The following is a 16716-nucleotide window of genomic DNA, read 5'->3' on the forward strand; positions in this document are numbered from 1 at the left end:
GTAAAAGGTGAATAGCCGAAAAAAAATCCCGCTTAGAAAATGTGTCGTGACGGGAGAAATGAAACCAAAGAAAGAACTGATCCGTGTTGTTCGTTCTAAAGAAGGTGAAGTGTCTGTTGACGCAACTGGAAAAAAGAACGGACGCGGAGCTTACCTTTCTCTCGATAAAGAAACCATTCTTGCGGCAAAGAACAAACGCAGTTTACAGCAGCAATTTCAGACACAGATTGACGAACACATATTTGAAGAATTACTAGAACTAGCTGAAAAGGTGAAAAAACCAAATGACTGATTCTAAGTGGTATCCTTTGCTTGGTCTAGCAAATCGAGCTCGTAAAGTCGTGTCAGGAGAAGATCTTGTGATCAAAGAAGTTAGACATGCGCGTGCTAAGCTGGTTCTTCTTGCAGCAGATGCCTCACCGAACACAGAGAAAAAGGTATCTGACAAATGCAAATTTTATAATGTTCCGGTTAGAAAAATTGAAGACCGTTCCGTTCTCGGACGTTCTATTGGGAAAGAAGCTCGCGTAGTTGTCGCTGTCACTGACCAAGGCTTCGCTAAGAAGCTTATAAGCTTGCTCGATTAATTTATTTGGGGGTGAACGAATGGCTAAAGTGAGAGTATATGAATACGCAAAAGCCATAGATGTTTCAAGTAAAGATATTATAGCAGCGCTTAAGGATATGAATGTGGAAGTGAACAACCACATGGCGACGCTTGAAGACGACACTGTGAAAAAGCTAGACGCTATCTATAAAAAAGCCAAAGCAAAAGAGACAACTAACGAGAAACCCGCAGAACAAAAAAAACAATCATCTAACAAAAACAATGATAGAAAGAAGAATGACGTGCAGAATAATCAATTTAATAAAAACAAAAAAAACAACAACCAAAACAAAAACAAAAATAAACGCGGTGGGAATAACAAATCGCAGCATCAACAAGCTAGACCTGTGAAGCCTAAGAAAGAGCTTCCTGAAAAAATTGAATTTACAAATTCAATGACAGTCGGCCAGCTGGCTGAAGAGCTTGGAAAAGAAACAGCTGAAATTATCAAAAAGCTGATGATGCTTGGTGTAATGGCAACCATTAACCAAGAGCTGGATAAAGATACAGTTGAACTAATCGCTTCTGAATATGGCGTTCCAGTAGAGGAAGTCATTATTTTAGAAGAAACTGAACTTGAAAAGTATGAAGTGGAAGATAAAGAAGAAGATATGCAAGTACGCCCTCCAGTTGTGACGATCATGGGACACGTTGACCACGGGAAAACAACGCTTCTTGACAGCATTCGTAAGACGAAAGTCGTTGAAGGCGAAGCTGGTGGAATCACGCAGCATATCGGTGCATACCAAATTGAAGAAAACGGCAAGAAAATCACGTTCCTTGATACACCTGGACACGCAGCCTTTACAATGATGCGTGCACGTGGTGCCGAGGTAACGGATACAACCATTCTAGTCGTGGCAGCAGATGATGGTGTGATGCCGCAAACGGTAGAAGCTATTAACCATGCGAAAGCAGCAGAAGTGCCAATCATTGTTGCTGTCAACAAAATTGACAAACCAACAGCGAACCCTGACCGTGTGATGCAGGAATTAACGGAGCATGGTCTAGTACCAGAAGCTTGGGGCGGCGAAACGATCTTCGTTCCTCTATCTGCAAAAACAGGTGAAGGCATTGACGAATTGATCGAAATGATCCTTCTTGTCAGCGAAGTTGGAGAACTGAAAGCCAACCCAAATCGTGCGGCAAAAGGGACTGTTATCGAGGCTGAGCTTGATAAAGGAAGAGGGTCAGTTGCAACCCTTCTTGTTCAAACTGGTACGCTTCAAGTAGGTGACCCAATCGTTGTCGGAAATACATTTGGGCGCGTTCGTGCAATGGTCAATGACATCGGGCGCCGCGTGAAAACAGCAGGACCATCTACACCTGTTGAAATCACTGGTTTAAACGATGTACCAAATGCAGGGGATCAGTTCCTCGTATTCAAAGATGAAAAAACAGCTCGTCAAGTAGGTGAGGCGCGTGCTTCGAAACAGCTTGATGAACAGCGTTCAGACAAAGCGAAATTATCTCTAGATGACCTATTTGAGCAAATCAAACAAGGTGAAGTGAAAGATATCAACTTGATCGTGAAAGCAGACGTACAAGGTTCTGCTGAAGCACTGACGGCCGCTCTTCAAAAAATTGAAGTAGAAGGCGTAAAAGTGAAAATCATCCATACGGGTGTAGGAGCGATTACAGAATCTGATATTATTTTAGCAAGTGCTTCTAATGCGATCGTGATCGGATTTAACGTACGTCCTGATGGAAACGCGAAGAGCACAGCTGAAACAGAAAACGTAGATATCCGCTTACACCGCATTATTTATAAAGTCATCGATGAAATTGAAGCGGCGATGAAAGGAATGCTTGACCCTGAATATGAAGAAAAAGTCATCGGTCAAGTTGAAGTTCGTCAAACGTTCAAAGTATCTAAAATCGGTACAATTGCTGGTGGTTATGTCACTGAAGGAACCATCACAAGAGATAGTGGTATCCGCTTAATTCGTGACGGCGTCGTTATTTTTGAAGGCGAAGTCGACGTATTAAAACGATTCAAAGATGACGTGAAAGAAGTTTCACAAGGTTATGAATGTGGTATTACCATTAAGAAATACAATGATATCCGTGAAGGCGATGTTCTGGAATCATTTGTTATGCAAGAAATCGAAAGAAAATGATCGGTTATACCGAATGTGAGTGCATCATTTATGATGCCTCCTCACTGAAGGAAAAACGTGCGGTTCTTCAGCGTATATTGACAAGAACGCGCCATAAATTCAATGTAACCATGGCTGAAATGGATTACCAGGACACATGGCAGCGTACATCAATTGGAATCGCCGTGATTTCCTCATCTCGGGTTCAAGTGGAAAAGGAATTGCAGCGTGTTTTAAGCTTTATTGATTCTTTTCCTGAAATTGAACGAACGATCACGAAAACTGAGTGGTTTTAATTAGAGGTGATATGATCATGAGTATGAGAGCAACCCGCGTGGGTGAGCAGATGAAAAAAGAATTAGGCGACATCCTAGGCAGAAAGCTAAAAGATCCAAGAATCGGCTTTTTGACTGTAACCGATGTCGAAGTAACCGGTGATTTGCAAATTGCGAAAGTTTACATTTCTGTTCTCGGTGACGAGAAGAAAAGAGAGGAAACCTTAAAAGGCCTTGCTAAGGCTAAAGGGTATATCCGCTCTGAAATTGGCAATCGAATTAGACTTCGCAAAACACCAGAACTGCACTTTGAATTCGATGAATCCGTGGATTACGGAAACCGAATTGAAAGCCTAATTGCTGAACTAAACACAAAAGATCACGAATAAGACGTTGAAATAAGGATAGGCGATGATCGTCTGTCCTTTTTCATCGTTTACGAAAGGAGAGAGCGCAGATGGTAAATGGTGTTCTTTTATTACATAAAGAAAGAGGGATGACCTCTCACGACTGTGTGTTCAAAGTGAGAAAGATCTTACATACAAAAAAAGTCGGACATACAGGCACCCTCGACCCCGAGGTATCAGGTGTTCTGCCCATTTGTATTGGAAGAGCAACGAAGATTGTCGAATACTTAACAGATAAATCGAAAACGTATGATGCAGAAATCACGATTGGATTTTCTACAACAACAGAAGACCAAACAGGTGAGATCGTAGAAGAAAAAAAGGTGCAAAACCCCATCTCAGAAGAAGACATTGATGCTGTGCTGAAACAGTTTCAAGGAACCATTAAACAAATTCCTCCTATGTTTTCGGCTGTGAAAATTGGCGGAAAAAAACTCTACGAATATGCAAGAGAAGGCATTGAAATTGAGCGGCCGAGCCGCAAGATTACGATTCACCGTATCGAGCGGACAACACCTGCTTTATTTGAAAATGGAAAAGTATCATTCAGATTCACCGTTTTATGTTCAAAAGGAACGTATGTCAGAACCTTAGCAGTTGATATTGGAAAGAAACTAGGATTTCCAGCTCATATGTCACATCTCATTCGCACAGGATCAGGTGATTTTACACTAGATGAGTGCATCACCCTTGATGAGCTGCGAGATATAAGCGAAGAAGGCACAGTAGATAAGCACCTTGTCCCGATCGAGCGTGCGCTCAATCATTTGCCGAAATGGGAGATAAATGATACATTAGCAAGTAAAGTGGAAAACGGTGCAGTCCTGCCCATGCCTGATGAATTCGCTCATTTCGCAGAGGAAGATCGTGTCGCTGTCTTTGCTCCTTCAGGCCGGTGTATGGCGATATATATGAAGCACCCGACCAAACAGAATCTGATGAAGCCGGCGAAGATCTTATCTCAGGACAAGCAATCTTAAAGAAAAGGTGACCATCTCGTGAAGACTATACATATTTCACACCCACATACATTGAATCAAAAGGATCAAGACCCGTCTGTTATGGCTTTAGGGTATTTTGACGGTGTTCACCTCGGACATCAAAAAGTGATTGACGCAGCAAAAAGCATTGCGAGAAAAGAAGGATTGGCTTTAGCGGTCATGACCTTTCATCCGCACCCATCACATGTTTTGCAAAAAGCACGTGAACCCAAGGACTTAATTACACCGCTTGAGGATAAAATTGATTTCATCGAACAACTGGGCGCTGACTATTTATACATTGTGCAGTTCAGCGAAAGCTTTGCAGCGCTATCTCCTCAAGAGTTTGTCGATCAATATTTAGATGAGCTGAATGTGAAGCACGCAGTAGCTGGTTTTGATTTTACGTTTGGCCGTTTTGGTGCAGGTACAATGGAAACCTTCGATGAGTACGGAAAAGGGCGTATCACGGCCACCATCGTTCCTAAGTTGTCCAATCAAGACCGAAAAGTCAGCTCAACACTCATACGCTCTGCATTGAAAAATGGGGATGTTGAATATGTGAGTGAGCTTTTAGGAAAACCGTATCAGCTGCGCGGTATTGTCATTCATGGTGATAAACGAGGACGGACGATCGGCTTTCCGACTGCGAATGTTGGTTTATCTGCTGAGTATATCATTCCGCCAACAGGGGTTTATGCAGTAAGAGCAGAAGTGAAAGGCAAAGTGTATGAAGGTGTTTGTAATGTTGGCTATAAACCAACCTTTTATGAAAAACGTCCTGATCAACCTGCCATTGAAGTAAACCTCTTTGGTTTTAACGAAGAAATATATGGTGAACCGATTAAATTACAGTGGTTCAAGCGCATTCGCAGTGAGCAAAAATTTAACGGAATCCAGGAGTTAACGGCTCAAATCAGTCAAGATAAAGAAGAAGCGATTCAGTTTTTTCAACATCAGCGAAAGCAAACAAAAAATTCATAGAAAAACAGCTCTACCATTTGCAAATTCAGCATATTTTTAGTATGATTATTCCTGTAGCTTTAAAACCACTTACTTGGCAGGCCGACTTCACCGACGGTTGCGAGGTAGATGGGGCTAACATGATTTGGAGGTGAAACAGGATGGCTATTACTCAAGAGCGTAAAACTCAATTAATTAGTGAGTTCAAAACACACGAATCTGATACTGGATCTCCAGAAGTTCAGATCGCTGTCCTAACAGAATCAATTAACAACTTGAACGAGCATTTACGTACTCATAAGAAAGATCACCACTCACGTCGCGGTCTTTTGAAAATGGTAGGTAGACGTCGTAATCTTCTTACGTATCTACGTAATAAAGACGTAACTCGTTACCGTGAGTTAATTAACAAACTAGGCTTACGTCGATAATCGTAAAAAGCGGGAGGATTCCCGCTTTTTTATCGTATAATCACTAATATTTTATGGTTAAAATGTTGAAAGAATGGCAAAAACCCTTCTACATACACCTTTCACATTGATATGTGAAAATCATTTTGTTCATAATAAGAATTAACTAAAATTTCAAGATAAGAGAGGAGTTTTTCTCAGAATGGGACAAGAGAAACATGTCTTCACCATAGACTGGGCTGGACGTCAACTGACAGTTGAAACTGGCCAGCTTGCAAAGCAAGCAAACGGAGCGGTCCTCGTACGCTACGGAGATACAGCTGTGCTTAGCTCAGCAACAGCTTCTAAAGAACCAAAACCACTTGATTTCTTCCCGCTCACTGTGAACTATGAAGAAAGATTATACGCAGTAGGTAAAATTCCTGGTGGCTTCATTAAAAGAGAAGGCCGTCCAAGTGAAAAAGCGATCCTTGCGAGCCGCTTAATTGATAGACCAATCCGTCCATTATTTGCTGATGGATTTAGAAACGAAGTACAAGTTATTAGTATCGTCATGAGTGTGGATCAAGATTGTTCATCTGAAATGGCTGCAATGTTTGGCTCATCTTTAGCATTATGTGTGTCTGACATTCCATTTGAGGGACCAATCGCTGGCGTTACAGTAGGACGAGTTGATGGAAAGTTTATCATCAATCCCAATGTAGAACAGCTTGAACAAAGTGACATCAACCTTGTAGTCGCTGGAACAAAAGATGCGATCAACATGGTCGAAGCTGGTGCTGATGAAGTACCAGAAGAAACAATGCTTGAAGCTATCATGTATGGTCACCAAGAGATCAAACGTTTAATCGGATTCCAAGAGGAAATTGTCAAAGCAGTCGGTAAAGCAAAAATCGATATTCCTCTATATGAAGTAGATCAAACGTTAGCAGACGAAGTAAAAGCACTTGCTGAAACAGACCTGCTGAAAGCGATTCAAGTACATGAGAAGCATGCACGTGAAGATGCAATCAGTGCAGTGAAAAAAGCTGTGGTTGAGAAATTTGAAGAAGAAGATCGCGACGAAGCGACAATTAAACAAGCGAAAGACGTATTAAACAAGCTTGTCAAAAATGAAGTTCGTCGTCTGATCACTGAAGAGAAAGTACGTCCAGATGGACGTGGTGTAGATCAAATCCGTCCACTTTCTTCAGAAGTAGGACTTCTACCAAGAACGCACGGTTCAGGTCTATTTACAAGAGGACAAACACAGGCGCTCAGTATTTGTACATTAGGTGCACTTGGCGATGTGCAAATTCTTGATGGTCTAGGCGTTGAAGAATCAAAACGCTTCATGCACCATTACAACTTCCCTCAATTCAGTGTTGGTGAGACAGGTCCAATGCGTGGCCCAGGCCGCCGTGAAATTGGACATGGAGCGCTAGGTGAACGGGCATTAGAACCAGTGATCCCATCTGAAAAAGATTTCCCTTATACGGTTCGCCTTGTGTCTGAGGTACTAGAATCAAACGGATCTACTTCACAAGCAAGTATTTGCGCAAGCACACTTGCGATGATGGATGCGGGTGTTCCAATTAAAGCACCAGTTGCAGGGATTGCAATGGGACTTGTGAAATCCGGTGAATACTACACAGTGCTGACAGACATTCAAGGAATGGAAGATGCACTTGGTGATATGGACTTTAAAGTTGCAGGTACATCAAAAGGTGTAACAGCACTTCAAATGGATATCAAAATCGATGGTCTATCAAAAGACATTTTGGAAGAAGCGCTCCAACAAGCGAAAAAAGGAAGAATGGAAATCTTAGATAGCATGCTGTCAACGATTCCTGCTTCTAGAGGAGAGTTGTCTCGTTATGCACCAAAAATCTTAACGATGAAAATCAATCCTGATAAAATTCGCGATGTCATTGGACCAAGCGGTAAACAAATCAATAAAATCATCGAAGATACCGGTGTGAAAATCGATATTGAACAAGATGGTACAATCTTTATCTCTTCTACAGAAGAAGACATGAACCAAAAAGCGAAGAAAATCATTGAAGATCTTGTGAGAGAAGTTGAAGTAGGACAACTTTACTTAGGTAAAGTAAAACGCATTGAAAAATTCGGTGCTTTCCTTGAAATCTTCAGCGGCAAAGATGGACTTGTTCATATTTCTGAGCTTGCGCTTGATCGTGTAGGCAAAGTAGAAGATGTCGTGAAGATTGGCGATGAATTACTTGTCAAAGTCACTGAAATCGATAAACAAGGCCGTGTGAACCTTTCTCGCAAAGCTGTTTTACGTGAAGAAAAGGAAAAAGAAGAAAAACAGACTTAATGAAATATGTTAGAAGCCAGGTATCCGTACCAGGCTTCTTTCTTTTCTTGCGCTAACAATAGTTCTAGCTTGTTTCTCCCCATCATAATTTGTGGTAAAGGGGAGGGACAACCATTGAAAAAAACGTTACCATTCATTGTGTTTGTATTTTTACTGCTCGTGTCATATCAAACGATGAAGCAGCCGGCTGCTGTTACATATATTGAATCAATGAAAGAGCATGCTGAGGTTGCATCTGTTTCAAAAGATATTTTATATCAAGAGATTGAATCGAAGTCTTCTGACTATGAAGTGAAGGCGCAAAATGCTAAGATTGATAAAGTGTGGAAAAAGATGCCTGGTCTAAATGGACAGACGGTCAATATCGATGCCTCTTATGAAAAAATGAAAAAACAAGGGTCATTTGATGAAAAGCTGCTTGTTTTCAATGAAACAAAACCTTCTATTCATTTACATGAACTTGGTGCTGAACCCATTTACAAGGGACATCCAGATAAAAAAATGAATGCTTTCCTCATCAACGTGGCTTGGGGCGACGAGCATTTAATCAAGATGTTAAAGACACTGGAAAAGCATCAGGTCAAGGCGACCTTTTTCTTAGAGGGCAAATGGGTGAAAAAAAGCACGGATCTTGCTAAAAAGATCGTGGCAGATGGTCATGAAATTGGAAACCATTCATACAATCACCCAGATATGCGCACACTGACAAGAGAACGAGCATTAGAGCAGATTACCAAAACAAATCGTCAAATTGAAGAATCCCTTGGAAAAAAACCGAAGTGGTTCGCCCCTCCAAGCGGTAGCTTTAAAGAAGAAACAGTGAAGCTTGCCGCAGAAGAAGGAATGGAAACCATTATGTGGACGGTAGACACCATTGACTGGCAAAAACCGTCACCAAACATACTACAAAAACGGGTGCTTGGGAAAATTCACAATGGGGCGATGATATTAATGCATCCAACAGATTCGACGGCGAAAAGTCTTGACGCACTTATCATTCAAATCAAGGAAAGAGGATATGAATTAGGAACGGTTTCTGACCTCCTAAGTGAAAAAAGACATCCGTGATCCGATCTGTTTGTTGAATAGGAGGAGCAAAACTTGGTCAAAACGTATACATGCCAAAACGGAGTAAGAATTGTACTTGAAAACAATCCCACTGTAAGATCTGTCGCAATTGGCGTCTGGATTGGAACGGGTTCTAGACATGAGACACCAGAAATTAACGGAATCTCACACTTTTTAGAGCATATGTTCTTTAAAGGGACAAAGACGAGATCTGCACGTGATATCGCAGAATCCTTTGACCGCATCGGTGGTCAAGTAAATGCCTTTACGTCAAAAGAATACACTTGCTACTATGCAAAGGTGCTTGATTCACATGCCGGCTACGCCCTCGATGTATTAAGCGACATGTTCTTCCACTCTGCTTTTGATGAAGAAGAGCTGAAAAAAGAAAAAAATGTAGTATATGAAGAAATCAAAATGTATGAGGATACACCTGATGATATCGTTCACGATCTGTTGAGCAAAGCGATTTATGGTGATCATTCTTTAGGGTTCCCGATTTTAGGAACCGAAGAAACACTTTCTACCTTTAACGGGGACTCTCTTAGAGCTTATATGGATGAATTCTACACGCCGGACCGCGTCGTTATCTCTGTTGCAGGGAATGTGGATGACACATTCATTAGTGAAGTTGAAAAGTTGTTCGGTTCGTATGAAACGAAAGGAAAAAAACAGTCTGTAGAAGCGCCGCAATTTCACTATGACAAGCTCACACGCAAAAAGGAAACAGAGCAAGCGCATCTATGCATGGGCTTTAATGGCCTCCCAGCTGGAGACAAAGGCATCTATGACTTAATCGTCTTAAATAATGTTCTTGGAGGAAGCATGAGCAGCCGCTTGTTCCAGGATGTAAGAGAAGACAAAGGCCTCGCCTATTCTGTTTTCAGCTATCACAGTTCATTTGCAGATAACGGCATGCTGACGATTTATGGCGGGACTGGAGCGAAGCAGTTAAACCTGCTCTCTGAAACCATCTTACAAACGCTGGACGTCTTAAAGCGTGAGGGAATTACGCAAAAAGAGCTTGAAAACTCTAAGGAGCAAATGAAAGGGAACCTGATGCTCAGCCTTGAAAGCACAAACAGCAAGATGAGCCGAAACGGTAAAAATGAACTGCTCCTTGGCAAACATCGTACACTTGATGAAATTATTGAAGAAATCAACAAAGTCACATTAGACGGTGTGAATAACTTATCAAAACGAATCTTTACAGAGGATTATGCACTCTCGCTTATTAGTCCTACGGGTGATCAGCCATCATAATGTAAACAACACGGCAGGCTTCTTAAGAGGTCTGCCGTTTATTGTATATCAAGTAGAAAGGGGCACTACTTACATGGAACGTGAAAAACTGAAACTCCTCTCTCCGCTTCTGACACAAGCCATCTCCTTTCAGCCGATGACATCTGGCTTTTCTGGAAACCGTACTTACCTCGTCACAACATCCTCAAGTGAAAAGCTGGTGCTCAAGCTATCAAATCTCAAAACGTATACTAATTTTAAAAGAAAAGCTTCAGTTCAGCAAAAGTTTAAAAATCGAGGGCTTCTATGTTCTGAAGTCATGGAGGTTGGAATGAATCCTGAACTTAACTGTACCTATCGTATTTTCTCTTTTATTGAAGGAGAGAACGCTAGAGCATCCATCCATCTGCTTACAAATGAAGAGCAGTATGAAATCGGAAGACGGGCAGGCAGAGAGCTGAATTTCATGCATACATGTCCCGCACCTTCTCATGTCGCGCCATGGGATGAGAGAGTCATGGCGAAACATGAACGGTATGTACATGCCTATCAATCAAGTGGAGTGACCTTTACGAAAGAGCAATTCGTATTAGATTTTATCAAATCACATGCTGATGCGGTAAAGGCGAGACCTAATCAATTCCAGCATGATGATTTTCATTTGGGGAATATCATCATACAAGAAGGTGAGTATGCCGGCGTCATTGATTTTGATCAATCTGACTGGGGTGACCCGGTTCATGATTTTTATAAATTGTCCTTATTTAGCCGAGAAAATAGTATTCCGTTTTCAGCAGGGCAACTGGATCACTATGTAAATACGCAGGTCACAGACGATTTTTGGCTTCTTTTTTCTATCTATACAGCAATGAGCTGCTTTTCTTCTATTGTCTGGACGCTTTCTTATGACACTGAACATGTACAAGATATGGTGAACCGAGTGGAGAGAATGCTGGCAGACCATGATCACTTTCATCAACTGAAACCAGCTTGGTATTCAAATTGGCATCATGCATAACTTGCAAAAGCGGGACGGTCTATTTCTTCTTGTGGCTGCATATATGATACGGAAGGGAAGTGATGCGATTTTGAGGCTAAGCGAGCTGTCAGGAAAAGAGATCGTTGATATCAAAAGAGCGGAGCGGCTTGGCGTGCTTGGACAAACCGACCTTGAAATCAATGAACAGGACGGTCAAATCACAGCACTCATCATACCTTCTGTGAAGTGGTTTGGCTTTCGAAAGCAAGGAAATGACATCCGCGTCCCGTGGAATCACATTCAAAAAATAGGATCAGATATGATCATTCTCGATGTGCCTAAAGCACTTCAGCCGCCCGGGGAAAAAGAGCATCCATCATAAATGGGTGCTCTTTTTCTTTTCTCTCTTCGATTTGTTCACAGGCTGAATCCTCTCCTCATATGCTAAAAGGGAGATTCAGAAAATATTACAGACTTTTTTAAATAAAGAAGGTGAACGGTCAGTATGTTGAGCGGTTTAACGGTTGCGGTGATCGGGGGAGATGCAAGGCAGCTTGAAATTATTCGCAAGCTGTCACAGCAGCATGCCAAAGTGTTTTTGGTTGGATTTGATCAGCTGGATCACGGATTTATTGGGGCTGAAAAGCTAAAAATGTCAGAACTTCCATTCGAACAGGTAGACAGTATGATCCTGCCAGTATCAGGGGCAACGGATGAAGGTGTTGTCGCGACAGTTTTCTCAAATGAACAGGTGTTACTAGAAGCAACATATTTAGAAAGAACCCCTGCCCATTGTACCTTGTACTCAGGTATTTCTAATACGTACTTAGACAATCTGGCAAAGCAGGTGAACCGAAAACTTGTGAAGCTGTTTGAGCGAGATGATATTGCCATATATAACTCTATTCCAACAGTTGAAGGGATTATCATGATGGCTATTCAGCAAACGGATTATACGATTCATGGATCACGTGTCGCTGTTCTTGGACTCGGAAGAACAGGACTCACCATTGCCCGCACATTTCGGGCACTCGGTGCGGATGTAAAAGTAGGGGCAGCAGATACAGCGCATTTAGCGCGGGCATTTGAAATGGGACTCGATCCATTTTCAATGGACCGGTTAAAAGAAGAAGTAACAGATGTAGATATCATCATCAATACCATTCCAAGCCTTGTATTAGATTCATCTGTCATCGTCAGCATGACACCAAAGACACTCATTTTGGATATCGCCTCCCGCCCAGGAGGAACAGACTTTGATTTTGCACAAAAACACGGAGTGAAGGCGCTTCTTGCACCTGGACTCCCGGGGATTGTCGCACCAAAGACAGCAGGACAAATCATTGCAAAAGTGCTTTCTGGGCTCTTATGTGAACTTGCAGAGGAAAAAAGGGGGATGGAATCATGACAACATTAAAAGGGAAAAGAATCGGCTTTGGCTTAACTGGTTCCCACTGTACGTACGAAGCTGTTTATCCGCAGATCGAAGCACTTGTAAAAGAAGGAGCAGAAGTGCGTCCAGTGGTGTCATATACGGTCCAGAACACGAATACAAGATTCGGAGATGGGGCGGACTGGATTGAGCGGATCGAGAAGCTGACTGGCTTTAAGGCGATTGACTCAATCGTGAAAGCAGAGCCGCTCGGGCCTAAGCTACCACTTGATTGTATGGTCATTGCTCCATTAACAGGGAACTCGATGGCGAAATTCGCAAATGCCATGACAGACAGCCCTGTTTTAATGGCTGCAAAAGCAACCATTCGAAATCATCGTCCTGTCGTTTTAGGAATTTCAACAAATGATGCGCTAGGCTTAAATGGTACAAATCTGATGAGGCTGATGTCGACAAAAAATATTTTCTTTATTCCATTTGGCCAGGATGATCCATTTAAAAAACCGACCTCCATGGTCGCGAACATGGATTTGCTTTCTCAAACAGTAGAAGAGGCACTTCAGCATAGACAAATTCAGCCAATTTTAATTGGACCAAGCGAATAATAGATTCACTAGAAAATCATGAAAGATTCAAAAAAGATGCTTCAAGCCTTGCTTTTCTATGGTAAAATAAAATGTAAAAAGTCATAGGATGGCCATCCGAAAGAAAAGAATCATGGATGGGTCGGAAGGAGTTTTACTGATGGGAAGAGGATTGCATGTAGCTGTAGTTGGAGCGACTGGAGCTGTCGGTCAACAAATGTTAAAAACACTAGCTGACAGAGATTTTGAAATGGATACACTGACTCTACTATCCTCAAAACGTTCTGCTGGAACAAAAGTGACATTCAGAGGTCAAGAGTATACTGTACAGGAAGCAACACCTGAAAGCTTTGAAGGAGTAAGTATTGCATTATTCAGTGCTGGAGGAAATGTTTCCAAGGCGCTAGCTCCTGAAGCAGTCAAACGAGGTGCGATTGTTGTAGACAACACAAGTGCTTTCCGTATGGACGAAAACATCCCTCTTGTCGTACCAGAGGTAAACGAAAAAGACTTGCATGACCATAAAGGAATCATTGCAAACCCTAACTGTTCAACGATTCAAATGGTAGCGGCATTAGAACCGCTTCGTCAGGCGTATGGCATGAAAAAAGTCATCGTGTCCACTTACCAAGCCGTATCAGGTGCAGGACATGAAGCCATTGACGAGCTATATAGCCAATCACAAGCCATTTTAAATAAAGAAGATGTGAAGCCGGAAGTCATGCCTTATCAAATTGCATTTAATGCGATTCCGCAAATTGATAAATTCCAAGACAATGGCTATACATTTGAAGAAATGAAAATGATCAACGAAACGAAAAAAATCATGCATATGCCAGAGCTGGAAGTAGCGGCAACATGTGTGAGACTTCCAATTGAAACAGGACATTCAGAATCTGTTTACGTCGAACTAGAATCAAACGACGCAACAGTTGAAGACGTCAAGTCCATTCTAAAAGATGCTCCAGGCATTACACTGCAAGATGATCCGTCTCAGCAAATTTATCCAATGCCTGCAGATGCTGTTGGGAAAAACGACGTATTTGTCGGCCGCATTCGGAAAGATTTGGACCGTCCAAACGGGTTCCATATGTGGATTGTATCTGATAACCTGCTAAAAGGCGCTGCATGGAACTCCGTTCAAATTGCAGAAAGCTTAAAAGCATTAAAATTAGTTTAACATTCAATGGATGATGAGGACGAACAGAAGAGAGTTAGGCATCTTTCGCCTGCTCTCTTCTGTTACGTCAGAATGAACTTGGAGTGAAAACAGTGAAAATAATTGTCCAAAAATTTGGCGGTACATCTGTCAAAGATGATCAAGGTAGACAAAGGGCACTTGCACATATCTTATCGGCAAAAGAGAAAGGCTATAAATCTGTTGTCGTCGTATCCGCAATGGGACGAAAAGGCGATCCTTATGCGACAGATACGCTGCTTGGTCTGCTTTACGGCAGCGCGCAGCATATGACAAATCGAGAAAAAGACTTGCTCGTTTCCTGCGGAGAGAATATTTCAGCTGTTGTGTTTTCAAGCATGCTGAATGAAAACGGGCTAAAAGCTGTAGCGATGACAGGTGCACAGGCTGGCTTTGTGACAGATAAGGAACATACGAGTGCGAAAATTATTGATATGAAGTGCGAACGTCTCGAGGCGGCACTATCTGAACATGATGTTGTCGTTGTTGCTGGGTTCCAAGGAGCCGCGAAAAATGGAGACGTGACCACAATTGGACGAGGCGGCAGTGATACGTCCGCAGCTGCTTTAGGTGCCGCATTACAGGCAGATTTTATTGATATTTTTACAGATGTAGAAGGCGTCATGACGGCAGATCCCCGCATTGTTGAAAATGCAAAGCCGCTCAGAGTCGTGACATATACAGAAATTTGCAACCTTGCATATCAAGGAGCAAAAGTCATTCACCCGAGAGCTGTCGAAATTGCGATGCAAGCAAAAGTACCAATGAGGGTCCGTTCAACATACTCTGATGAAGAGGGCACACTCGTCACGTCACACTACTCAGATAAAATGAGCCATGATGTGTACGACCGCCTCATTACGGGTATTGCACATGTCAATGATGTGACGCAAATCAAAGTCCCGGCAAAAGAAGGGCAATACAGCGTCCAAACAGAGGTCTTTAAAGCAATGGCTAATGCACAAATCAGTGTCGATTTCTTCAATATTACACCGAGTGAGATTGTGTATACCGTGACAGGTGCAATGACTGAAAAGGCAACCTCGATCCTAAAAGATCTTGGTTATACGCCAATTGTCACAACAAATTGTGCGAAAGTATCAGCTGTTGGCGCAGGCATCATGGGTGTACCAGGTGTCACATCAAAAATTGTATCGGCTCTATCCGAGCAAAACATTCCGATTTTACAATCGGCTGACAGCCATACGACCATTTGGGTGCTAGTGAACGAAGAAAACATGAGAGCGGCTGTCAATGCCCTGCACGAAGTGTTTGAACTTTCAAGATAAATGTGATTGAATCATGATGAGGTGAAAAAAATGAATTTCGGAAATATCGCAACAGCTATGATTACACCTTTTGATAAAAAGGGCAACATTGATTTCCAAAAGCTATCAATTCTCATTGATTACTTGTTAAAAAACGGCAGTGACTCATTAGTCGTTGCAGGGACAACAGGCGAATCGCCAACTTTATCGACTGAGGAAAAAGTCGCTCTTTTTCAGCAATCGGTAAAATTAGCAAATGGTCGTTGTAAAATCATTGCAGGAACAGGCAGTAATAATACAAATGCGTCTATCAAACTAACGAAAAAAGCAGAAGAAGCGGGCGTTGATGCAGTGATGCTTGTCGTACCTTACTACAACAAGCCATCACAGGAAGGCATGTATGCACACTTTAAAGCCATTGCCGAGTCTACATCTCTTCCTGTCATGCTTTACAATGTACCAGGGAGAACGGCTGCGTCATTAGCCCCAGAAACAACCATTAAGCTTGCGCAAATACCTAACATTGTCGCAATCAAAGAAGCAAGTGGTGATCTTGATGCCATGACAAAAATCATTGCAGAGACACCAGAGGATTTCGATGTCTATTCAGGTGACGACAGCTTAACACTTCCAGCTGTATCTGTTGGTGCAAAAGGAGTAGTCTCTGTGGCGTCTCATATCGTAGGGCTTGATATGCAGCAAATGCTGAAAAGCTATGCTTCAGGTCAAACGGCCAATGCCGCATTGATCCATCAAAAGCTGCTCCCAATCATGAAACAGCTATTCTCAGCGCCAAATCCAACGCCTGTCAAAACAGCTCTTCAGCTGAAAGGACTAGATGTCGGATCGGTTCGTCTTCCGCTTCTACCTTTGTCAGAAGAAGAGAGACTGGATTTAAGCAGCGTCTTAAACAGCTGATCAAA

At 42.2% G+C, this 16716-nt stretch carries 18 protein-coding genes; all 18 read left to right on the top strand.

Translation table 11 applies throughout. The features are described 5' to 3' along the window. Positions 1 to 7: 7 nt before the first annotated feature. The 18 genes from rnpM to dapA all read left to right on the top strand — a co-directional run bounded on the left by rnpM (position 8) and on the right by dapA (position 16711). Positions 8 to 292: an RNase P modulator RnpM gene (gene rnpM / locus MHB79_RS08215; RefSeq protein WP_003210758.1), complete on the top strand. Its 285-nt coding sequence runs from the start codon at positions 8 to 10 to the stop codon at positions 290 to 292. Then, positions 285 to 587 carry a YlxQ family RNA-binding protein gene (locus MHB79_RS08220; RefSeq protein ID WP_034619894.1) on the top strand — a complete coding sequence of 101 codons (303 nt, stop codon included), beginning with the start codon at positions 285 to 287 and terminating at the stop codon, positions 585 to 587. Before rnpM ends, MHB79_RS08220 begins: the two co-directional genes overlap by 8 nt. Positions 588 to 606: 19 nt before the next feature. After that, positions 607 to 2727 (top strand): translation initiation factor IF-2, encoded by a 2121-nt coding sequence (infB, locus tag MHB79_RS08225; RefSeq protein ID WP_003212253.1) that lies wholly within the window; start codon positions 607 to 609, stop codon positions 2725 to 2727. Continuing rightward, positions 2724 to 3002 carry a DUF503 domain-containing protein gene (locus MHB79_RS08230; RefSeq protein WP_012009994.1) on the top strand — a complete coding sequence of 93 codons (279 nt, stop codon included), beginning with the start codon at positions 2724 to 2726 and terminating at the stop codon, positions 3000 to 3002. The genes infB and MHB79_RS08230 overlap by 4 nt, the downstream gene beginning before the upstream one ends. A 17-nt stretch (positions 3003 to 3019) precedes the next feature. After that, positions 3020 to 3370: a 30S ribosome-binding factor RbfA gene (gene rbfA / locus MHB79_RS08235; RefSeq protein ID WP_003210803.1), complete on the top strand. Its 351-nt coding sequence runs from the start codon at positions 3020 to 3022 to the stop codon at positions 3368 to 3370. A gap of 68 nt (positions 3371 to 3438) precedes the next feature. After that, a complete protein-coding gene (gene truB, locus MHB79_RS08240) occupies positions 3439 to 4368 on the top strand; it encodes a tRNA pseudouridine(55) synthase TruB (protein ID WP_340989460.1) in 930 nt (309 codons plus the stop codon). Positions 4369 to 4386: 18 nt separating this feature from the next. Further along, on the top strand, positions 4387 to 5352 hold the full coding sequence (ribF, locus tag MHB79_RS08245; RefSeq protein ID WP_309216713.1) for a bifunctional riboflavin kinase/FAD synthetase: 966 nt from the start codon (positions 4387 to 4389) through the stop codon (positions 5350 to 5352). 140 nt (positions 5353 to 5492) lie between these two features. Continuing rightward, positions 5493 to 5762, top strand: a complete 270-nt coding sequence (gene rpsO / locus MHB79_RS08250; protein ID WP_012009997.1) for a 30S ribosomal protein S15 — start codon at positions 5493 to 5495, stop codon at positions 5760 to 5762. Positions 5763 to 5943: 181 nt separating this feature from the next. After that, complete coding sequence (pnp, locus tag MHB79_RS08255) at positions 5944 to 8061, top strand: polyribonucleotide nucleotidyltransferase (RefSeq protein ID WP_340989463.1); 2118 nt, start codon at positions 5944 to 5946, stop codon at positions 8059 to 8061. Between the two features lie 114 nt (positions 8062 to 8175). Further along, positions 8176 to 9129: a polysaccharide deacetylase family protein gene (locus MHB79_RS08260; protein ID WP_374726256.1), complete on the top strand. Its 954-nt coding sequence runs from the start codon at positions 8176 to 8178 to the stop codon at positions 9127 to 9129. A gap of 33 nt (positions 9130 to 9162) precedes the next feature. Beyond that, a complete protein-coding gene (locus MHB79_RS08265; RefSeq protein WP_340989465.1) occupies positions 9163 to 10392 on the top strand; it encodes a M16 family metallopeptidase in 1230 nt (409 codons plus the stop codon). Positions 10393 to 10465: 73 nt separating this feature from the next. Further along, positions 10466 to 11389: an aminoglycoside phosphotransferase family protein gene (locus tag MHB79_RS08270; RefSeq protein ID WP_226805197.1), complete on the top strand. Its 924-nt coding sequence runs from the start codon at positions 10466 to 10468 to the stop codon at positions 11387 to 11389. A gap of 70 nt (positions 11390 to 11459) precedes the next feature. Next, positions 11460 to 11732 (top strand): YlmC/YmxH family sporulation protein, encoded by a 273-nt coding sequence (locus tag MHB79_RS08275; protein WP_340990586.1) that lies wholly within the window; start codon positions 11460 to 11462, stop codon positions 11730 to 11732. Positions 11733 to 11855: 123 nt separating this feature from the next. Beyond that, positions 11856 to 12758 (top strand): dipicolinic acid synthetase subunit A, encoded by a 903-nt coding sequence (gene dpaA / locus MHB79_RS08280; protein WP_003212195.1) that lies wholly within the window; start codon positions 11856 to 11858, stop codon positions 12756 to 12758. Then, entirely contained in the window at positions 12755 to 13348 is a 594-nt protein-coding gene (gene dpaB, locus MHB79_RS08285; RefSeq protein WP_050945000.1) for a dipicolinate synthase subunit B, read from the top strand. The genes dpaA and dpaB overlap by 4 nt, the downstream gene beginning before the upstream one ends. A 139-nt stretch (positions 13349 to 13487) precedes the next feature. After that, positions 13488 to 14507 carry an aspartate-semialdehyde dehydrogenase gene (gene asd / locus MHB79_RS08290; protein ID WP_003211715.1) on the top strand — a complete coding sequence of 340 codons (1020 nt, stop codon included), beginning with the start codon at positions 13488 to 13490 and terminating at the stop codon, positions 14505 to 14507. Positions 14508 to 14599: 92 nt separating this feature from the next. Beyond that, entirely contained in the window at positions 14600 to 15814 is a 1215-nt protein-coding gene (gene dapG, locus MHB79_RS08295; protein ID WP_050944998.1) for an aspartate kinase, read from the top strand. 30 nt (positions 15815 to 15844) lie between these two features. Further along, positions 15845 to 16711 (top strand): 4-hydroxy-tetrahydrodipicolinate synthase, encoded by an 867-nt coding sequence (dapA, locus tag MHB79_RS08300; RefSeq protein ID WP_003211660.1) that lies wholly within the window; start codon positions 15845 to 15847, stop codon positions 16709 to 16711. Positions 16712 to 16716: the final 5 nt, after the last annotated feature.

The sequence above is a fragment of the Bacillus sp. FSL M7-0558 genome (assembly GCF_038003245.1).
Classification (GTDB): Bacteria; Bacillota; Bacilli; order Bacillales; family Bacillaceae; genus Bacillus; species Bacillus pumilus.